This is a genomic window from Paenibacillus sp. JNUCC32, from assembly GCF_014863545.1.
Taxonomy (GTDB): Bacteria; Bacillota; Bacilli; order Paenibacillales; family Paenibacillaceae; genus Paenibacillus_AQ; species Paenibacillus_AQ lautus_A.
On record NZ_CP062260.1, the window covers coordinates 1,930,374 to 1,948,925 of the forward strand.

The 18,552-nt window shown below is 48.5% G+C and carries 14 protein-coding genes; 11 read left to right on the forward strand and 3 right to left on the reverse strand.

The window, feature by feature from the left end; all coding sequences use genetic code 11:
* The first annotated feature begins 100 nt into the window (after positions 1-100).
* The 10 genes from JNUCC32_RS08845 to JNUCC32_RS08890 all read left to right on the forward strand — a co-directional run bounded on the left by JNUCC32_RS08845 (position 101) and on the right by JNUCC32_RS08890 (position 14,643).
* Positions 101-955 carry a helix-turn-helix domain-containing protein gene (locus JNUCC32_RS08845; protein WP_192571709.1) on the forward strand — a complete coding sequence of 285 codons (855 nt, stop codon included), beginning with the start codon at positions 101-103 and terminating at the stop codon, positions 953-955.
* Positions 956-1,334: 379 nt separating this feature from the next.
* The gene (locus JNUCC32_RS08850) at positions 1,335-2,375 is read left to right on the forward strand and encodes a Cfr family 23S rRNA (adenine(2503)-C(8))-methyltransferase (RefSeq protein ID WP_192571710.1); all 1,041 of its coding nucleotides are present in this window, start codon (positions 1,335-1,337) and stop codon (positions 2,373-2,375) included.
* A gap of 164 nt (positions 2,376-2,539) precedes the next feature.
* Positions 2,540-2,803, forward strand: a complete 264-nt coding sequence (locus tag JNUCC32_RS08855; RefSeq protein WP_096773939.1) for a CD3324 family protein — start codon at positions 2,540-2,542, stop codon at positions 2,801-2,803.
* 411 nt (positions 2,804-3,214) lie between these two features.
* Complete coding sequence (rplD, locus tag JNUCC32_RS08860) at positions 3,215-3,838, forward strand: 50S ribosomal protein L4 (protein WP_096773938.1); 624 nt, start codon at positions 3,215-3,217, stop codon at positions 3,836-3,838.
* Between the two features lie 430 nt (positions 3,839-4,268).
* The gene (gene codB, locus JNUCC32_RS08865) at positions 4,269-5,546 is read left to right on the forward strand and encodes a cytosine permease (protein WP_192571711.1); all 1,278 of its coding nucleotides are present in this window, start codon (positions 4,269-4,271) and stop codon (positions 5,544-5,546) included.
* Positions 5,515-6,783 carry a cytosine deaminase gene (locus tag JNUCC32_RS08870; protein WP_015735622.1) on the forward strand — a complete coding sequence of 423 codons (1,269 nt, stop codon included), beginning with the start codon at positions 5,515-5,517 and terminating at the stop codon, positions 6,781-6,783. The genes codB and JNUCC32_RS08870 overlap by 32 nt, the downstream gene beginning before the upstream one ends.
* A gap of 144 nt (positions 6,784-6,927) precedes the next feature.
* Complete coding sequence (locus JNUCC32_RS08875; protein ID WP_192571712.1) at positions 6,928-12,843, forward strand: S-layer homology domain-containing protein; 5,916 nt, start codon at positions 6,928-6,930, stop codon at positions 12,841-12,843.
* 338 nt (positions 12,844-13,181) lie between these two features.
* Entirely contained in the window at positions 13,182-13,661 is a 480-nt protein-coding gene (locus tag JNUCC32_RS08880) for a GyrI-like domain-containing protein (RefSeq protein ID WP_096773935.1), read from the forward strand.
* A 75-nt stretch (positions 13,662-13,736) separates the two neighbouring features.
* The gene (locus JNUCC32_RS08885) at positions 13,737-14,225 is read left to right on the forward strand and encodes a DUF8821 family protein (RefSeq protein WP_096773934.1); all 489 of its coding nucleotides are present in this window, start codon (positions 13,737-13,739) and stop codon (positions 14,223-14,225) included.
* The gene (locus tag JNUCC32_RS08890; protein ID WP_192571713.1) at positions 14,218-14,643 is read left to right on the forward strand and encodes a DoxX family protein; all 426 of its coding nucleotides are present in this window, start codon (positions 14,218-14,220) and stop codon (positions 14,641-14,643) included. The genes JNUCC32_RS08885 and JNUCC32_RS08890 overlap by 8 nt, the downstream gene beginning before the upstream one ends.
* A gap of 102 nt (positions 14,644-14,745) precedes the next feature.
* Here JNUCC32_RS08890 and JNUCC32_RS08895 read toward each other — a convergent pair whose 3' ends face one another.
* A complete protein-coding gene (locus JNUCC32_RS08895) occupies positions 14,746-15,777 on the reverse strand; it encodes a nitroreductase family protein (protein WP_192571714.1) in 1,032 nt (343 codons plus the stop codon).
* 59 nt (positions 15,778-15,836) lie between these two features.
* Positions 15,837-16,319 carry a MarR family transcriptional regulator gene (locus tag JNUCC32_RS08900; RefSeq protein WP_192571715.1) on the reverse strand — a complete coding sequence of 161 codons (483 nt, stop codon included), beginning with the start codon at positions 16,317-16,319 and terminating at the stop codon, positions 15,837-15,839.
* A gap of 388 nt (positions 16,320-16,707) precedes the next feature.
* On the opposite strand from JNUCC32_RS08900, the gene JNUCC32_RS08905 reads away from it, so the two are divergent.
* Positions 16,708-17,424 carry a glycerophosphodiester phosphodiesterase gene (locus JNUCC32_RS08905; RefSeq protein ID WP_192571716.1) on the forward strand — a complete coding sequence of 239 codons (717 nt, stop codon included), beginning with the start codon at positions 16,708-16,710 and terminating at the stop codon, positions 17,422-17,424.
* Positions 17,425-17,634: 210 nt separating this feature from the next.
* Here JNUCC32_RS08905 and JNUCC32_RS08910 read toward each other — a convergent pair whose 3' ends face one another.
* Positions 17,635-18,531: a LysR family transcriptional regulator gene (locus JNUCC32_RS08910; RefSeq protein ID WP_228468906.1), complete on the reverse strand. Its 897-nt coding sequence runs from the start codon at positions 18,529-18,531 to the stop codon at positions 17,635-17,637.
* Positions 18,532-18,552: the final 21 nt, after the last annotated feature.

The following is an 18,552-nucleotide window of genomic DNA, read 5'->3' on the forward strand; positions in this document are numbered from 1 at the left end:
CTCCTCCTTTAGTTGTTACATCGCTATTATATCCCGCACCTATGTGTGGTACACTGGCTTAAATGAAGCATCTGACTATACGATTTGATAGGTGATTGCTATGCCGCAAGTAGACCGTCACAAAAACCGCACCGTGTACATTGAATTTGCCGCAACAGAGGATTTTAGTGTGCTTCCTTATCCTGAACGTCTTACCCTGGTTCTCATTACGTCAGGAAGTTTAAGCGGGATATTAAACGAACGACCAATTAAAATTTCCGCACCGGGCGTCCTTTGTCTTGCTGAAGAAGATGAGATGAAAGTCGTTGAGAGACAGAACGTGGCTGCACAATCCTTTCGTTTTCACCCTGCATTCCTTAACACTGTAACACTTTCCGAAACGCAGAGTTACATTCCTACGGGTCCGAGTATACAAAGGGGTCTTTCGCTTTTTCAAAGAGATGATCGAAACTCTGGTGTACCTCGTGTAACGGAAAAAGCATACCCGCGTATATTCGAGTGGTTCTTCATACTCGGTACGGAAGTGCAAGCGCAAAGTGATGAACGCTGGGTATGCAGAATAAAAAAATACCTCATTCAAATTTTAGGTTTACTGGAGGATCTAAATCATAATAGTGAACAATCCCCGGTTGATTTGGTATTGGAATATATACACACCAACTATCCCAAAAAGATTTCGTTGGAAGATTTGACGAATTGCGCTCATTTGAACCGTGTGACGCTAAATAAGCTGTTTCAAGAGAGATGCGGAAATACAGCTATCGGTTACTTGCTTTCCTATCGTTTAAACGTTGCGTGCGATCTTCTGACACATACAGGTATGAAGCTTGATGAAATTGCACGCGATACCGGATTCGAGTATGACACTTACTTTATTAAGCAATTTCAAGCTAAAAAAGGTATTTCACCTACAAAGTATAGGAACATGACTCGTAAGTTCGCGACTGAACAATAGAAGATGAGGAAGGATCAATAAAAAGTCCGAAGCGGGGAGGAAATATGCCTGCTATCTAACTCGCCTTGACCGAAACATATATCTTGTGTTAAATTTTTTTCATGTAATAACGATGATGAACAATGGGAGGGATAAAGTGATGACTGCTTCTGAGATTGTAGATGTAAACGTGAACCTGTCATGTAAAGCGATGTTTGACAAGGTTCACATAATTACAAATCAGATACCGGAACTTTATCCTTCTATGCATATATACAGTTAGCGACTTATTTATAGTTAGTCTCTTATTTTTGTATAGGTATAGTTAGGTTAATGTACGCAAAAAAGCACCGGTGAGCTGGTGCTTTTTTGCGTTTTCTCCGTTTAAAGGGAGATAGAAATGAAGCATTTATCTAAGTATGAAAAAATACGTAAGATCTTATCGGCTCTAAATCAACCGAATTATAGATATTCGCAAATAGCAGAGGCAATCTTCAAGAACAAGATCGGAAATTTCGAAGCAATGAACAATTTGCCTAAGCCTGTAAGAAATGAATTAATCAAAGAGCTTGGAAACAATGTGTTAAGCATCACACCAAAAATGGAGCAGAAATCCAACCAAGTTAGCAAAATTTTGTTTGCTATCCCAGGCGATGAATACATTGAATCCGTAAGGTTAAGTTATCAAACGGGCTGGGAATCCTATTGTATCTCTTCGCAGTGCGGCTGCGGATTTGGTTGTACATTTTGCGCTACGGGAACACTCGGTTTGAAGAGGAATCTTACAACGGATGAAATAACGGATCAACTGCTTTATTTTACTTTGAATAACCATCCCTTGGACAGTGTGTCTTTTATGGGAATGGGAGAGGCACTTGCAAATCCCTATGTATTTGATGCTTTGCATGTGCTGACGGATCCTAAACTTTTCGGTTTAGGACATCGAAGGATTACGGTTTCTACCATAGGTTTATTACCTGGAGTAAAAAAGTTGACGAAGGAATTTCCACAGATTAATTTAACGTTCTCGCTTCATTCACCATTTCATGATCAGCGAAGCGAGTTAATGCCCATTAACAATCATTTTCCATTAGAAGAAGTTTTGACCGTGTTGGACGAGCATATTCAGCAAACAAAGCGAAAGGTTTACATTGCTTATATCCTGCTAAGGGGTATCAACGATTCAACTAAACATGCTGAAGCCGTTGCTGATTTGTTGCGTGGAAGAGGGTCGTGGGAACATTTATATCACGTCAATCTAATTCCATACAATTCCACTTATGCCACATCACAAAGTTTTGTAGAGTCGGATCAGAACAGCATCAATATGTTCCTTAGAATCTTGAAGTCAAAGGGAATCCATGTCACCGTGAGGACCCAATTCGGATCAGACATCAACGCAGCATGCGGTCAACTATATGGATCAAACGGTAACATTTAATAAGTCGATCAACTAACCAGGAGGAATACAATGTTCTTAAAAAATACATCTATAACACATGTGATTCTCCATGCAGAGCCGGTTTTGAGTATTTGCATGGAGCAGCCAACAAAATAGAAACTGGCTTTGCTGCTTGAACAATAATTTCAAGGAGTGAGTCGTTCGTGAGATATATTAATGCTTCTGTCGTCTTGCCGGAGGAACTAGTAGAACAATTACAGGAATATGTCCAAGGCGAATACCTCTATATACCAGCTAGAAAAAATGAATTTAAAGTCTGGGGAGAGCTGTCTGGCGCACGAAAAGAAATTAACCAAAGAAATGATGCTATCGTGGGTGCGTATTTATCTGGCGCTTCAGTCGAGGAACTCTCAGAATCATTCTTTTTATCAACCTACGCTATCAGAAAAATAATTTATCAGAAATAATTACCTACGAATCCCTTCAAGCGTGCTAAAATCCAGCACTGTTACTTGAAGGGATTTTTTAATGCAAAAAAACGGGACATCAGAGCAGCCACTTATATGTGATGCAGCTTACGTTAACGAATAAAAAATACTACAACATCGTTTTGTATATAGAGCATACATTTTCGATCTGTTATCGTGAAGATGTAAGAGAAACATGGGGATAACCCATTTAAAAAATGTATCAGGAGGGGGTCGAAGTGATGGATGTTATCGTAAATACTTCGATTGCAGTATAAGTGAGCAGGAAGAAAAAGTTGATATTCTAAATCTAACAAAACAACTGATTATCATTATTTCTGCTCACTATTGAGCTATACGTTCCCATAAAAAATCCACATATTTATGATGATAATCAGGAGGTAGCTAAGATTGTTAAACGTTTCTATTTATAATATGGAAGGTAAAATTACGGGCGAGATGGAGCTTGAAGAATCCATCTTCGGGGTGATTCCCAACAAATCGGTACTGCATGAAGCTGTTGTTAACCATCTAGCGAACAAGCGACGTGGGACACATTCGACTTTAACCCGTGGCGAAGTTAGAGGTGGAGGTAGAAAACCCTATAAGCAAAATAAAATTGACAGATCGAGGGCGGGTTCCATTCGGATGCCGCACTGGCGTCACGGAGGGATTGCGTTTGGTCCCAAACCTCGTGACTATGGTTATAGCCTTAATAAAAAGGTTAAACGTCTTGCGATTAAATCAGCTTTATCCGCCAAGGTGCAAGATAACGAACTCATCGTAGTTGACCGTATTAAACTTGAAACTTACAGGACAAAATCGATCATTGCCATGCTTACAGCTCTTTATGCCAATAAGAAAGTGCTTATTGTAACACCTGAGGCGGATCAAATCGTGTATAAAAGTGCAAATAACATTCCGGATGTGCAGACAACTGATGCCAAATCGCTGAATGTATATGATGTTCTTAATTGTGATTCGTTCATCATAGCTAAGGATGCAATTAGAATAGTTACAGAAATCTATACCTAATAAGTACACGTGGAGTGATGAAGAAAAGTACAAAACCCATATGAACTACTAGAGTCGCAGAACAACGATCTTATTGGCTTTGTCTCTCCAATTTATCTTCGTGCTCTTGAGTTTTACAATATCCTTCCGCATTAAAGATACTTAAGAGGATTTTAACCATTGGATAATTATAACATTGACAACTGCAGGCTTTTCCAAAATAATAGAATGTAATTGAATACTGGTACCTTTAATTCAGTCCAGAGAGGCTGGCAAGGGCAGCGGATTTTTATAATCACGCGTGATTCAGAGCGTATTCAGTCAGGGATGCTCTGCGTCTTCGCGCGGGTTATGATGTAATGAAAGAGGCTACTTGTCAGTGAAGACTTGACGAGTAGCCTCTTTTTTCTGCTTCTTTGGTATCAGAACACTTTAACCTGGAGGTATTCTGATGAGCAAACAAGATCAAGAGTTTTCGTGGCAAGCGGTACCGAAAACGCAGAGAAACCATTTTTGGAAGACGTTATCCGTTATGTTAGGGTTCACATTCTTTTCCGCAAGCATGCTTGCGGGAGGGACGCTCGGAGTCGGCTTGACGTTCATGGAGTTTATTGGAATCGTGCTTGCGGGTAATTTGGCACTCGGTATCTACACAGGAGCGCTGGCACATATCGCTGCAAAAACGGGCCTTTCCACGCATTTGCTGGCAAAATACGCGTTCGGTGAGAAAGGCTCGTACCTGCCATCATTCCTGCTTGGCTTCACGCAGGTCGGATGGTTCGGCGTCGGCGTGGCCATGTTCGCGATTCCGGTTGCCAAAGCGATGGATTGGAACGTGTACCTGTTGATCTTCCTGTTTGGTCTCGCGATGACGGCATCGGCCATCTTCGGCATGAAGTCGCTGGTCATTCTGGGTTATATCGCGGTTCCGGCCATTACCATTCTCGGCAGTTACTCCATGTTCAAAGGCGCAGATATGCTGGGCGGTTTGCAAGGCTTGCTCGATTACAAGCCTGAACAGACACTGACCGCGGCAGCGGCCCTGACCATTTGTATCGGCTCATTCATTAGCGGTGGAACCTTGACGCCCGATTTTGCACGGTTCTCCCGGACGTCGAGGCAGGCGGTTACCGCCACGGTCATAGCGTTCTTCCTGGGGAATTCGCTCATGTTCCTGTTCGGTGCGGTTGGCGCCATGGCTTATAACCTGGCAGATATCTCGGAGGTCATGTTCCTGCAAGGGCTGATCATTCCCGCGATCATCGTACTGGGGCTGAATATTTGGACGACCAATGATAACGCTCTTTACGCTTCCGGACTGGGATTTGCCAACATCACAAAAATATCGAAAAAATTCTTCGTCATCGTAAACGGCATCGTGGGTACCCTATTTGCCATGTGGATGTACAATAATTTCGTCGGGTTCCTCAATGTGCTGGGCGCGGCGGTACCGTCCATCGGGGCCATCATCATCGCGGACTACTTTTTTGTGAAGCGCAGAAACTATAAGCCATTTGCCGACATGACTTTCAAGAAGGTAAACTGGATAGCGATGCTGGCTTGGGCTATCGGCGTGGCGTTCGCCCAGCTTGCTCCAGGCATAACGCCATTGAACGCACTAATCGGTACGGCGGTTGCCTACATTGTGTTGATGCTGATCGCTCCTGCAAAAGAATCCAAAGAAAAGGGGAAAAACAATGATTATACAGAACGCAAAATTGCGGGGTAAAGAAGGTTTGTGGAATATCGTCGTGAAAGACGGAAGGTTTGAGCTAATTACGCAGTCGCTGGAAGCAACGGCGAATGAGGAAGTCATTGACGTGGGCGGCTCGCTTGTGCTGCCGCCGTTCATTGAGCCTCACATTCATCTGGATACAACGTTAACGGCAGGCGAGCCGGAATGGAATTTAAGCGGAACGCTGTTCGAAGGCATTCAGCGTTGGTCTGAACGCAAGGCATTCCTGACGCATGAAGACGTCAAGACGCGCTCCAAAACGGCACTGAAGTGGCAGATGGCACAGGGCATCCAGCATGTACGAACGCATGTGGACGTCACCGATCCAAGCTTGACCGCGGTAAAAGCGATGCTTGAAGTGAAAGAAGAAATGGCACCATACATCGATATTCAGCTTGTCGCTTTTCCGCAGGAAGGCATTCACTCCTACCCGAACGGCGCGGAATTGCTGGAGGAGTCGCTGAAAATGGGAGTTGACGTGGTTGGGGGCATTCCGCACTTCGAATTCACGAGGGAATATGGCGTTGAATCGATGAAGGTTGCGTTTGACCTCGCCGAAAAATACGACCGTCTCATCGACATCCATTGCGACGAGATTGATGACGAGCAATCCCGTTTCGTGGAAGTCGTCGCCAAAGAAGCCTACGAACGCGGGCTGGGCTCCCGCACCACGGCAAGCCACACGACGGCGATGGGCTCATACAATGATGCATATACCTACAAATTGTTCAGATTGCTGAAGATGGCGGACCTCAATTTCGTCTCCAATCCTCTGGTCAACATCCACCTGCAGGGACGCTTTGACACATATCCGAAAAGAAGAGGGCTGACTCGCGTCAAAGAGCTTCAGGAAGCCGGTCTTAATGTATGCTTCGGTCACGATGATATCTTTGATCCATGGTATCCGCTAGGCACGGGCAACATGCTTCAGGTGCTGCACATGGGCATCCATGCTTCGCAGTTGCTCGGTTACGATCAAATCGTGAATTCGATCGATCTCATTACGAAAAACAGTGCAAGAACGCTGCATATCGAGGACGTGTACGGTATTGAAGAAGGCAAGCCTGCGAACTTCATCGTTCTTGAAGCCGAGAACGAATATGAGGCTATACGCAAACAGGCCGGGGTGCTCTACTCGTTCAGAGGCGGCCGCAAAATCGCCGAAACGAAGCCGCGGGACACGTCGATCATTCTTGAGGGCGGTTCGGAGAAGGTCACTTTCAATAAATAATGAAATGAAGTTTAAAGCTATCGCGTTCTTAGCGATGGCTTTTTTTTATTCAGAATTCGTTTACGAAACACGCAATTACATTTAATATTCGCTTGACCCTTATGCTTTAGGATTTTAGAGAAATAAAGCAAATAGGAGGAGCACATGAAGCGAAAATGGATCGCCGGATTATTATCCGGCATACTGATTGGCAGCAGCTTGTTTGAGCTTGCGCTTGCATGCAACTCGGCCTATGCGGCCCCTTCGGGAGCAATGCCGGTGTTGATCTCGGAAATTTATCCCGATGACCGGTCGAATCAGCAGACGATCGAAGGCGCGGGCGGGGCCGACCTGTTCGAATATGTGGAGGTTTACAATCATTCGGGAGCGCCGATCTCGTTTAATGACGAATTCAACATGCGTTACGACTACAATACGGGCGTGAAGACGTTGACGGTAACGGACACCGTATACGGCAATCCGGATGGGGTGGTCATCCCGGCGGACAGCCCGGCCGTGCTCTGGGTGGAACGGACAAGCTCATCCATTACCGGAGCAGCCGCTGCCCTGACGGAATCCGATTTCCGCCGGTATCATTCGATTCCCGACCAGGTACCGGTATTCAAGCTTCGGGGACAGGATGGCCTCAACAATACGGACCGCGGCTTATACATAACCCGAAAAGGCGACGACGCCGCCGTGATCAGCGGCTTCTATTATACTGCCAATGATGTCGGCGACGGCAAGAGTGTACATCTTCAGCTGCCTCCCGGCGGTTCGGCGATGATTCCTTACGCCAGGGAAGCTGCGCCTAGCGCCGGAATCGTTGACTTGGGCCAGCTATCGCCGCTTGACAATCGTGCGCCGGAAATCAATCATACGCCCATTGCCTTTACCGAGCGGACACAGCCGCTGACCGTCAGCGCAAGCGTCTATGACGCGGACGGAGATGCGCTGGTAGTTAAGATGTATTACAAAACGGCGGTCCATAGTCCCTACAGCCAGATCGACATGATCGATCGGGGCGGTGATCAATTCGATGCGGTCATTCCGGCCGATCAGTTGACCGGGGATAAGCTGCAGTATTATATCGAGGCAGCGGATGGACTTCAGCAGTCGAGATCTGTCGATTATGAAACGGCTTTAACCGGAGCTTCTGCAGGCGGGGGCGTACCGCGTATTCTAATCACCGAAATTCTTCCGAACCCGGCCGGGGATTACCGGTGGGGAAGCGGCAACCAGTACGAATACGTTGAAATCTACAATAACTCGGATCAGGTTTTGGACCTCAAGGATTACACCCTCTGGTATCTATATCCGGGCACAACGGCGCCTAAGAGCTGGAAGGTACCGGATCATACCTCGATCGAGCCGTACAGCGCAGCGGTTATCTGGTTCGCGAAGGAAGCCGTGGCTAACGGCAAGGGTTATACGACGACGGCGGACTTCAATCTGCATTTTAACAGCATGCTGAACGACAACGATATTATTTTCTACGATAATTCGAAAGCTTCGGATTTCAATCTTCCGAATTCGCTGCATCGAGGGATCGCCTTGTCCGCGCCGGGACAGGCCAATTCGTACATTGTACAGGCCTGGTACGATCCCAGCGCTCCGGACAGCCCGGACAGGCTGGTCAATGACGTCCGCAATGCGGTCGTTCGATATGCCTATCCGGATGCAGGAACGACCATGAAACGCCTGGATAATCGGATGTACGCCAATCCTGGCAGCATTGATCCGGTTCAGGTGCCGCCTGTTGCAGGTGTCGACATGATTGCCCCGACGCTGCAGCATGAGCAGACCGCCTATAACTTGGGCCAGGGACAGGCTTATCCGGTTTCCGTGATCAGCGATGAGCCCCTTGCTTCCATTGAAGTGCTGATTGAAGCGGCTTCCGAGGAGCCGACAGCGTTTACGGACAAGCATGCGCTGACGCTTGCGTCCCAAGATAATGGACTTTACGTCTATCAAGGCACGATCACGCTAAATGAGATCGGCGTCTATCGGTATATCATTGAAGCTGCCGACGGCAGCGGCAACCGCACGCGGGTTCCATATAACTCCCGAGGCGGCTTGCTAACGGTTAACGAAGAGAATACGGGAACGGAGCTGCCGGCGCCGGGGTTGTCCTTATCAAACGGCAGCATGATCAGCGGAAAGTCATCCTTCTATGCTTACGGCTCCCGGGCTGAAGACGACATCGAAGTTCGCTTTGAGGTCAATCCGCTGCCGCTTCGCAAGGCACTGCCGGGTAAGGTACAGCTGGGCATGCAGACCCGGGGGATCGATCAGATTTACCAAGCGTCGGCAAGCGGGCTGGATGCAAGCGGGGAGACGGTATTTTTCAGCCGCATCCTGCCCAAATACATCGACGGCGCCTGGTCGATGTTCGATATTGCTCCTGACCTGTTCGTCACCGGGACAACGGTTTCCGTGCATACCGGAAATGAGAATGCGCCATATCAAGTCAAAGACCATGACAAGGTATTCGGCAAGAACAACCATGATGATTTTGAAGTGATGAATCTACATCTTGTGCTGCCGGACGGTTCGGTGGTCAAACCGGATAAGGTACTGAACTACCTGGGCAACCTTGGGCAGTCGACCGTGGATTACCGGGAGGATACGTACTACGGATTCGGCGATGCGGATTACGGCAGCAACCCGAACAAGCCGATGATCAGCGACTTCCATTTTCCGATTCCGCAAGACAAGTTCACGGCAAGATATGCCGAGCTCGACACCGCTTCGGTAAAGGACGGGGTATATCCGCTGAGCATGTCGGTGAACGGTCAAGTCTTCCAGTCCGTCGACGTGACTGTGGACAACACCGCACCCGAGATTGAAGGGATATCGTATGGGGAAGGGCAATTATTGACCGACGCCATACAGCTCAAAGGGCCGTTCATGCTGGATGTGGTCGCTTCAGATAACTTAACAGGCGTAACGGGCATTACGGCGGAGCTAGATGGCGAGCCAATCACGCTACCTTATGAAACATCTTCCACGCTGCTTTCGCCGGGCGAGCATATTCTGAATGTGACCGTACTCGACGGGGCCGGCAATTCGGCGGAGATTTCTCGCACCTTTATGATCGAAGAGGAGAAACCTCTTCTTCCGGGCGAGGTTTCCCCAGCCGATTTCGCGGAGAAGGTGGGTTTGAATCCGAGCCTAAGAGCACGACTCAGCGATCCGAGCGGAGATTCGATGGACGTTCGCTTCTTGGAAGGGGATAAATATGACTTTGCCCGCGAAGACGGGATCGAAGGCCATTTCAACGTTGCAGACCGGGAGCCTCCGCTCGTGCTGGCGCCGGACGGAGAGAAAGGGATCGGCAAGGAGGAAGCCGAGAAAATGGCTTATCCGGACGGTGAGTATCTTATCACGGATACGGATTCCGGGTTCCCTTATCATCGATTCGAAATCGAGCTGGACGAAGCATGGTCGGAACAGGATACCGTAGAGCTGCACTGGCAAGGGCGCACGCTTCCGGGCCGTATCGTGACGCTGTATGCTTGGGATTATGAGAGCGGAAAGTGGACGGCACTGAAGTCGGCCACCGGTGACGAAGCCGAATCCGACATCGTCTTGACAGCGGAAGTGGATCCTAGCCGTTACGTGCGAAACGGCAAAATCCAGGCCATGGTCCAAGATGAAGTGAAGAGCGCGAATGCGCCGTTCAACATTTTATGGTTTACGGATACCCAGTATTACGCGGAATCGTACCCGGACATTTTCGATAAGCTGGGCGATTGGATCACGGAAGAATATGAGAAGGGCTTGTTCAGTTATGTGATCCATACCGGCGACATCGTGAACGTGGCCGACGACGAGAAGCAGTGGGCCGTAGCCGACCGGAATTTGAAGAAGCTGGACGAAGCGGGCGTACCGTATGGCGTGCTGGCGGGCAATCACGACGTCATCATTGACGGCGTGGACTACTCCTACTACGGGAAATATGTCGGGGCCGACCGGTACAAGAACAATCCATGGTATGGCGGCGAAATGGATAACAACCGCAACCATTACGACCTCGTGTCGTTCGGAGGCCACGACTTTATTTTCCTCTATATCGGCTTCGGGCTGGAGGATACACCGGAGACGATCGCTTGGGCCAACGAGGTGCTGAAGAAGCATGCGGACCGCATCGCGATCGTGGGCATGCACGCTTATCTGGAGAGCAACGGAACCTTGTCCAGTATGGCGCAGCGCGTTTTTGACCAGGTCATTGCGCCGAACAAAAACGTGCAGCTGGTGCTAAGCGGCCATTATCATGCTGCCAACCGGGTCGTGAAAACGGTGACGCATCCGGACGGATCGTCAAGACAGGTCATTGAAATGCTGGCGGATTATCAGGGAGGGCCGAACGGAGGAAGCGGTTATCTGCGTCTGCTGAAATTCGATCCAACCTCCGGCACGCTGGATGTGGATACGTATTCGCCTTACTTGGACGATTATAATTTCTTTGACGACGCCATTGAGGATTTTACGGAGCCGTTTGCGTTCAGGGATATTCAAAAACGGGTGGCAACCGATTATTTCGCGGTCAATGTGTACAAAGATACGCTGATTGGCGAGCAAAAAGACGTGAAGTCCGGAGAAATTGCTTCTGCCGTATGGAATGGACGAGAAGCCGATGAGACATATTATTGGTATATGGATATTACCGATGAATTCGGCGCCAGGCAGCTTAGTCCAATCTATCGTTTTACGACCACAAAGAAATCCTCGCCTCCGGGTGGCGGCAATGACGGCGGCGGAAACAATGGCGGTGGCGGCAATAACGGAAACAATGGAAACAACGGAAGCAACGGAAGCAACGGCAATAATGGAGGCGGCAGCAATCAACCGGGCCCAAGCAAGCCAGGTGGCACACCGCCGACCACTGGAGCTTCCAGACCGGGAACGATTACGGCGGAAGTCGCGATAAACGGTCAGAAGGCTCAGGCATCCATCGGCGAATTGGAGCTCAGCGAAGCCTTCGAAAGCGTAACTGCAGATGGGCGGGGAATCAAGACCGTCACGATTCAACTGGATGAAAGCGTCCGAACGTTCAACGGCGAAATCGTCATCCAGGTACCGTCAGCGTACTTGAACCGGAACCACGCGAGGGAACGGATCGAAATCGTTACCCCGCAGGCAACCGTGACGGTGCCTTCCAATATGCTGAACAATCTGAAGGAAGCAGGGCAGTTCACGGGCCTCGTGATTCGTCCGGGCAATCAAGGCGGGCTTTCCGGGGATCGGCTTACCGGAATTGGGAACAGACCGATCGTCGAGCTGCTGCTGCAGATCGATGGCAAGACGGTGGAATGGCCGGGAAGCAGCACACCTGTAAAGGTATCGCTTCATTATGAGGCCAAGGCTGACGAGCGATTGGATCAGCTGGTCGCGTGGGAACTCAATGCAATGGGATCCGTATCCGCTGTCCTAAACGGTTATTACAATGTCGAGCATCGTACCCTGACCTTTGAAACGGGCAAGCTTGGCACGTATGCGATCGCATATAAGCAAGTATCTTACCTGGATATAGACCCGCGCAGCTGGTATGCGGACGCCGTTCATTACCTCACTGCCAGGGACGTTGTAAAAGGTGCAGGCGGAGGGCGATATCTTCCGCAGGAGAAGATCAGCCGGGCCGATTTCCTGGTCATGGCCATGAATGCCTTCGGCTTCAAACCAGGGAAAACGGATGACGCCATGAATTTTGCAGATGCGGGGAGCAGGTACTATACGCCGTATTTGTCCACTGCGAAGCAGCTGGGACTGGTTCATGGAACGGGAGATAACCGGTTTAGACCGGAGGACTCGATCACGCGTCAGGATATGGTCGTCATGCTTCATGCGATGATGGAAGCGGCCGGAAGCGAGTTGCCGGGCGGAGGAGACGGCATGGATCGTTATTCCGATGCGAAGGACGTATCCGGTTATGCGCGGGAAGCGATGGATTTCATGCTTGAAGCCGCATTGATTCAAGGCACCGGCGGAGGCAAGCTGTCTCCAAAGGCCGTTACCAATCGGGCAATGGCAGCCGAACTGATGTACAATTACCTGGTCAAAAGCCGGGAAGCCTCATAAACAAAAGAAAACATGCAGATCAGGCAAAAAGACATGAATTAGAAGTGCTCACAAAATAAGAACGGGAGAAACTTCCCGTTCTTATTTTGTTGCTTGTATTCTTGTAAGCACTTGATTACAAGAATATACATGCATAAGAGATTGCGAGAATCGAGGCTAGTTTGTCTTATTGCTGCAAGCTCTTGACCCGAGTTGAGGATAAGAAACCAAGTGATGGAATTCATCCGTTTTAACTTTTTTCATAAGCCCTCTAAACAGTATCATTTTTTGACATGATTAAAAGTTATGATTAACCCATCGAACGAAATGAATATTCACAGAAAAGGAAGGGATTGAAAATGACAAATTACATCCTCGAGGAAAAAGACAGCTTTATCGTTTTAGGAATTGGAACTGAGCTTCAGAGCGACTACACCGACTATGCGGGCATTAACAAGGAGAAGGCCGACTTTTGGGAAGCCGTGAAGCAAGACGGAAGGTTGGACACATTAAAGGGCATCGCCGCAAATGACTACATTTTTGCCGTAAACGAAGCGGTTAACAACAAGATGATGTTCTACGCCGGCGTCATGACAGAGGAATCGGTGCCCGAAGCAACCCGCGTTATCCAATTTCCTAAAGGGGATTACCTCGTTGTAAAAGGGGAGGGGCAGTCGGCTGATGAGCTGAGTCAATTGCTTGCTGGTATCGCCTTTGGTCAAGTATTGCCGGAAGCCAAGAATTTCGCTTATGTCGGCGGGCCGAATGCCATGGTGGATATGGGACAGCGAAACGGCCAAATATTAGGCGAAATGTGGATTCCTGTTGTTCGGAAATAAAGAGCCGCGAATGCTTTCGAGCGAGCTTTGCCTATAGTAGAAGGAAAGCTTGCAAAACTATTAGGAGGGATGATCGTGTCCAATATCGTTGATTTTAAACATGTATCTTCAACTGGTTTAGAGTCTTCGCCCGTAGCAGAAGCGCTTGCTGGTTTACGAGCGAATGAAGCCCGTTACTTTATGAACAAGTATAAGCATGCATTTACGGTTGTACCGGCTAGCGAGAGCCAGGAGACCCTGGATTATGTGAACCGAATATTGAAAGAAGAGCGTGATCTTGAGTTTGCGGCCAAACCATTGGAAACGTCACGTTTTCAAGTGGAAAACATTCAATTTGCCTATGTTTTTTACGAGAATGGTCTCGGGTTAAACGTAATGTATACCGTGGATGATCCTAAGAAGCGAGCTGTTGGTTTTAAGCTTTCGGAGGGGATGGAGGTGCCCGAAGAGTTAGAAGGGAAGTTCAAGTTCGCTAGGCAGAAGTCGAAACTTGCAGGAACGATTCGAGGCTCGTTTTTTGTGATCAAGAGAGATTATTATGAAGAGGTGGAAACCAATGAATAAGGTGATCGGTGTAGAAACAAGCATGAAAATAAATACCCGCCCTCTAGGGAAAACGGTTGCTTATTGGTCAGTCACAGGACTGCTCGCAGCAGCTATTATGTTAAGCGGCATCGGACAGTTGATGCAATTTGGGGGAAACCTCGAATTGGTGACGAATCTGGGCTATCCACTGTATGTATTGACCATTCTCGGAATTTGGAAAGTGCTTGGTGCCATCGCTCTCCTCGTGCCAGGTTTACCTCGACTTAAAGAATGGGTTCACGCCGGCATCTTCTTTTTAATGACGGGTGCGGCATTATCTCATGCATTTGCTAACGACTATGGGGATTCCGGGTTTAATCTTATCCTACCGCTTTCTTATGCGGCACTTAATATCGTCTCGTGGGCGCTACGGCCACCGAAGAACCGCTTATCTTAAGAACAGGGCGAAATCACGGCTATCTGAACGGGGTTATTGCACAAATACGACGGGGTGGACTTCACATCAAGCGATCTGGGGAGGTCCACCCCGCTTATATCATCATAGATGCGTCAGGTTAAGGAGCGGGGGAGGAGACGATACCGATTGCAACGATCGATTGTTTTCTCCGAGCTCCAGCACCGCTACAACCCGCTCCTCCGGCTGAATGCCGAACGCTTTGCACTGATCCTGGTCATAAATCCATTCCGGTATCGATCGGCGTGCGTTCCACGGCCTGGATTTTACCAATAGTTGTACGTTCTGGATCAAACAGCAAATCGCCGCATAATCCTCCTCCTGCTTGTGGGGATCCTCTTCATGCTCTGCTATAATCAAGAGAAAAGCCGATGATGTATATCCTTCCGAATTCGAGAGCTTTGCGGCCGCTTCGCTGCCCGTCACATAGATGAAGCGCCACGGTTCTCTTAGTCCGTCATTCGGGGCCCAGACAGCGTCATCCAGCACTTCCAGAATGCTTTGCGCTGAAATCCCGCCGCGTTCCGACCGTAGCCCATCCGCTTCTCGGCCTTCGCCGACGGCGGTCCATTTCTGCTCGGCCGGCGTTCTTCTTCGGGCTCTCGGCGCTTTATCGAAATATCCAATGTGCAAAATCCCGGCAAACCTTTCACCTTCCTGCAAACCGATTTCCGCAAGAAATGACTTGCTTTGAAGCATGGGGTCCGTGTCCCACAGCGCACCCAATCCACGTTCCCAGCCAAGCAGCTGAAAATTTTGCATCACACTGCAAACTGCAGCGAAGTTTTCGTCGCTCTGCCTCCGATCGGAGGCCGATTCCGCGATGAAAATCAGGTGAGCGGGAATTTCCGTTACTCGTTTAATGAAAAAATCAATCATTCTTGGGGGCATGAGCTTAACGAATCGGTTTTCCTTCATCTTGGTCATCATGCTCTCCACCAATCTTTGACGGGACTCCGGCGTGCCAGCGATAAGACAGCGCCAGCGGGGCGTACCTTTGTCTTCGTACAGGTTGACCGCATCGTTCAACAAGGATACGACCAGTTCGGGAGGTACCGGCGTTGTGTTGAATCTCCGGATGGTTCTGCGTTCTCTTATCGTTTGGGGAATATTCAATTTGATTCCTCCTTATATAATATAGTTTACCGGTAAACAAAAATACTAAAAAAATTTACTTATCTCTCGCTGATATACCGGGCCATTCCTTGAAAAAACTTCAACAGCGTCTGCAGCTCGCTTTCGGAGTAATCGTCCAAAAATCGCATAAAGCGCTGCTCCTCTGCTTCGTGCATAGTCCGATGCAATTCGAACAACTGCTTACCTTGGGGCGTTAGACGAAAATAGACTTCTTTGCGATTGTCGTTAAGCTGGGTTCGATGAATAAGGTCAAGCGCAAGCAGTTTCTTGCTGATTTTGGTAATGCTCGCCTTCGACAAATTTAATTTTTCGGCAATCGCGGAATGATTGATCGGTTCATGTTGGCCGATGCAATCCAGGACATGGATGGTCGATAAATTTCCAGGTACGCCTTTCAGTTGATGAAGCTGGACCATCTCTTGGATTTCTTTAAGTTCCAGTTCCATTCGCTGTTCATGCAAATGAGAGAAGTGAAGCAGCTGTTCATAAATGATTGACTTGATGCGATCAGGGTAATCCATAGTTCCGGTCTCACACTCCATATTGTTTACTTGGAAATTAAAATATCACAGTTTGTCGGATTCAGCAAGTGCGCATGCTTCTTGCATGTGATGTCCGACAATCAGCTACTGAGTATTTTGAGCGCAGGGAACAAGCGAAGTGTGTTATTGACGATCTGAATGCAAGAGTTGGAAGAAACGCATTGTGCAATAGCGCCGCTCACTGTAATATACAGGTGATAAGATCGTTAAGGGCCCGTTAGCCGCGATTGCCAACATCCATCCGTTGCTGCTGGCCTGAGGCTTTTTCATTTGCGGCCGCGAAAATGGCGATGAGCAACGGTATGATCGAAGTGCTGGAAGCGCTGGATTTGCTTCCCCGAAGCAAAGGGGCAAAGGAGAGGATGGCATGAAAAAACATATTAAAGGCATGGCGCACCGGGGGTATCCAAGTAAATACCCTGAAAATACGTTAATATCTTTTCAAGCAGCTTGCGATTTGAATTTCACTCACCTGGAGTTAGATGTTCAATTAAGCAAGGATGGCATTCCGGTGGTCATCCATGATACTTCTGTCGACCGTATGACTGACAACGGAGCGGGGCGAGTGAAGGACTTGACGCTGGCCGAACTGAAGCAGCTGACGATTGACGGGACGGAGCGCATTCCAACCTTCGAAGAAGCGCTCGATTTATTAAAGGACCGGATCATCATTGATATTGAATTGAAGCAGATGGGCGATCTATACCCGGGGATGGAACAGCTTGTGCTCGATATGGTCAAGAAAAAAGGAATGCAGGGGCAGGTCTTCATCACATCTTTCGACCACTATTCCCTCGAAAGAGTAAGACAGCTTGACGATACAATCGGCCTTGGCCTGATCAACATTGGGGCTTCGCCGGCATTTTTTCCATTTGCCAAAGAGATCCATTGCGGCTACATGTCGATCGAACATCAACATATTACGGAGCCTTTCATCCATCGCTGTGCAGAAGAAGGCATTCAACTCATCTCATGGACAGTTAATCAAGAAAGCGACATGAAATTGGCAGCTCAATATCCTTCCTTGCTTATCTGCACGAACGAGCTGGAACTCTGGGCGAAGGTATCCGGCCAGAACGGGTAGTCCTGGGGTATGGCCGTGGACCGATACAACGTATATGCTTAAAAGTCGCACAGTTGCGGCTTTTTTTATTTTACGCAAATGAGGACGATTTCGAACTTTCCGCGCACGCTGCAGCCCTGAACAAGAAGGGCATGAACAGCACGGCTTTACCGCCGAAATTTTTCATGGGAGTTAACTCATCGTCATTTTCCATACAGGTCCTGTCGAATTTTAGAGAGCAGGCTTGGGTTCGCGGATGCTCCGAATGGCCTCCATTAACAATAAAGCTGCCTTGCCTAGGACGTTTTTGTCTTTATAAGCGATGCCTATCGTAATGACAGGATTCAAATCGGTTATAGGTCGTATAACCAAGGAGCCCTCCTGTTCCAGACCGCTGTATATCGGAACAATCCCGATACCGAGCTCGGCCTTTACCATTTGTTGAATCACAAAGAAGCTTCCAACCTCCATACAAGAGAACAGGTTATCCCCAGCCTCATCAATCGCCGTTTCCCAAAGCTCCCGATAGATACAAGTCGGTTCTTTGACTAGAATGGTATGCCCCACGAGGTCGCTTGCGGTGATGCTATCTCGATCGGCTAATGGGTGATTCATGTTTAACATGACGCCTAATCTTTCTTCAAACAGCGGCTCAAACTCCAGCATGAGCTTCGAAGGTGGAGCCGAGCAAACACCAAAATCGAGTTCGCCGGCCCGAACCCTCTCCGCAATGGATCTGCTGCCGCCTACTTCCATGGTTAACTGCACTTTCGGTCTAGTCTTGCAAAAGCGGGCTATCACGGCCGCTAGCTGCTGGCTTGCGACAGGCTCGATAGAGGAAAAACGCACTGAGCCGTTATCTCCCGTTGCAATATCCGAGACGGTCTGCCTCATGGCTCCGATCGATTTCAGTAAAGCCGAGGCCTCATGATAGAGCCATCGGCCGGCTTCGGTCACAATCACGCGTTTTCCGTCGCGCACGAACAAAGAAACGCCAAGATCAGCTTCGAGACGCTGAATCTGAAGGGTTACCGTAGAAGGAGCATATTGGAGTTCCTCGGCGGCTTTCAAAAAATGTCCAAGACGCACGCAAGCCTCAAAGGTCTTTAAAGCTCGAAGATCCATCATTTCCATCACCTTTGTTTAAGA

Excerpts from the sequence above, each read along its gene's own strand:
- JNUCC32_RS08910 (WP_228468906.1), bottom strand. The coding sequence starts at position 18,531 with ATGATGGATCTTCGAGCTTTAAAGACCTTTGAGGCTTGCGTGCGTCTT.
- JNUCC32_RS08890 (WP_192571713.1), top strand. The coding sequence starts at position 14,218 with ATGAATAAGGTGATCGGTGTAGAAACAAGCATGAAAATAAATACCCGC.
- JNUCC32_RS08905 (WP_192571716.1), top strand. The coding sequence starts at position 16,708 with ATGAAAAAACATATTAAAGGCATGGCGCACCGGGGGTATCCAAGTAAA.
- JNUCC32_RS08870 (WP_015735622.1), top strand. The coding sequence starts at position 5,515 with ATGATTATACAGAACGCAAAATTGCGGGGTAAAGAAGGTTTGTGGAAT.
- JNUCC32_RS08875 (WP_192571712.1), top strand. The coding sequence starts at position 6,928 with ATGAAGCGAAAATGGATCGCCGGATTATTATCCGGCATACTGATTGGC.
- JNUCC32_RS08845 (WP_192571709.1), top strand. The coding sequence starts at position 101 with ATGCCGCAAGTAGACCGTCACAAAAACCGCACCGTGTACATTGAATTT.
- JNUCC32_RS08880 (WP_096773935.1), top strand. The coding sequence starts at position 13,182 with ATGACAAATTACATCCTCGAGGAAAAAGACAGCTTTATCGTTTTAGGA.
- JNUCC32_RS08850 (WP_192571710.1), top strand. The coding sequence starts at position 1,335 with ATGAAGCATTTATCTAAGTATGAAAAAATACGTAAGATCTTATCGGCT.
- JNUCC32_RS08900 (WP_192571715.1), bottom strand. The coding sequence starts at position 16,319 with ATGGATTACCCTGATCGCATCAAGTCAATCATTTATGAACAGCTGCTT.
- codB (WP_192571711.1), top strand. The coding sequence starts at position 4,269 with ATGAGCAAACAAGATCAAGAGTTTTCGTGGCAAGCGGTACCGAAAACG.